Annotated in this window: 1 protein-coding gene; it reads left to right on the forward strand. The window is 41.4% G+C overall.

Annotated elements, in window-relative coordinates:
• The first annotated feature begins 146 nt into the window (after nt 1-146).
• On the forward strand, nt 147-1,184 hold the full coding sequence (gene mnmH, locus ACFO3G_RS03270; protein ID WP_380077957.1) for a tRNA 2-selenouridine(34) synthase MnmH: 1,038 nt from the start codon (nt 147-149) through the stop codon (nt 1,182-1,184).
• Nucleotides 1,185-1,327 lie beyond the last annotated feature (143 nt).

Raw genomic sequence — 1,327 nt, forward strand, 5'->3', positions numbered from 1 at the left:
CGGGCGGACGCCAATCCCCCCGGTGTTTTTCATGCCCGCCTGACGGATGAACAAAACAATGAATTGAAATGATTAATTTTGACTCAAAGATAAACCTCCTTTACACACTTTTTGGGATACTACCTTTGGTTTCAAATGATAAAGTAATGGATATAAATAAAGAGAATCTTCTGTTTCCTCCCTTTTCGGATCGAGTTTGGATTGATGTTAGATCTCCTTTGGAGTACGCCAAAGGACATATTCCCGGCGCTTATAATATTGCTCTTTTCTCTGACGAAGAACGTGCCAAAGTCGGTACAACTTATGTTAAGATAGGACGCAATGAAGCCATTACGGAGGGGTTAAAATATGTCGGAGCCAAATGGCATCATTTTGAAGAGATGCTTAAGGAACTTTTGGATAAGGAAGGTAAGACGAAAGTGATGGTTTATTGTGCTCGTGGTGGTATGAGAAGTGCCTCTATGGCTTGGCTGTTTAGACTTTACAATCATGATGTGGAGGTGTTTCCCAAAGGGTATAGTGGCTTTAAGAAGTTGCTTCCTCAAATGGTTGATGCCATTAAGCACTTGGTCGTTATTGACGGACCGACAGGCTCCGGTAAGACCGATTTGCTCCATTGCCTTTCTAAACAAGGCCGGCAGGTAATTGATTTGGAGGGTATTGCCCATCACAAAGGTTCTGCGTTTGGTTATTATGTCGATCGCAATCAGCCAACCAATGAGATGATTTATAACCATATTGTAGTTGCATTGTCGAGGATGGATCTCACGGAACCTATATTCATAGAGAGTGAAAGCAAAAAGATTGGTGCTCGTGAAGTGCCGGATGTTTTATTTGCCAAGATGCAGCAAAGTAATCTCATTTCAGTTGAATCTTCTGTAGATGATAGGGTATCCCGTATCGTTAAGGGATATGCCGAGTTGCCAAAGGATATGCTGATAGAGGCTTTCTCCAAAATAGAGAAACGACTTGGCTCTGTAGAGACCGAAGAGGGTATAAGATCTGTAAATGAGGGGGATTATCATAAGGCAACAAGGATAGCTCTCAAATATTATGATAAAGCTTATGCCAAATCTTCAGCCAAGCTATGGGATGGTCAATCTTTGGGAAGAGTAAAACACACTTTGGACAATACGACTGAAGCTGCCACAATGATTGTTGATGTATTTAAGAGGTCGCTTTAGCAATAGCAATGGAAATAAAAAAGGGGCTGTGTCATTATTCGTAATGATTCAGCCTCTAATTTTTTAGCAACCCCTCATTTTTGGAGTTTAAGCAGCCAATTTTTGGATGGGAGCTACCATTGGACTCACAGGAACTCCTAAAA

Origin of the sequence: Falsiporphyromonas endometrii (assembly GCF_042654485.1) — a bacterium.
Classification (GTDB): Bacteria; Bacteroidota; Bacteroidia; order Bacteroidales; family Porphyromonadaceae; genus Porphyromonas; species Porphyromonas endometrii.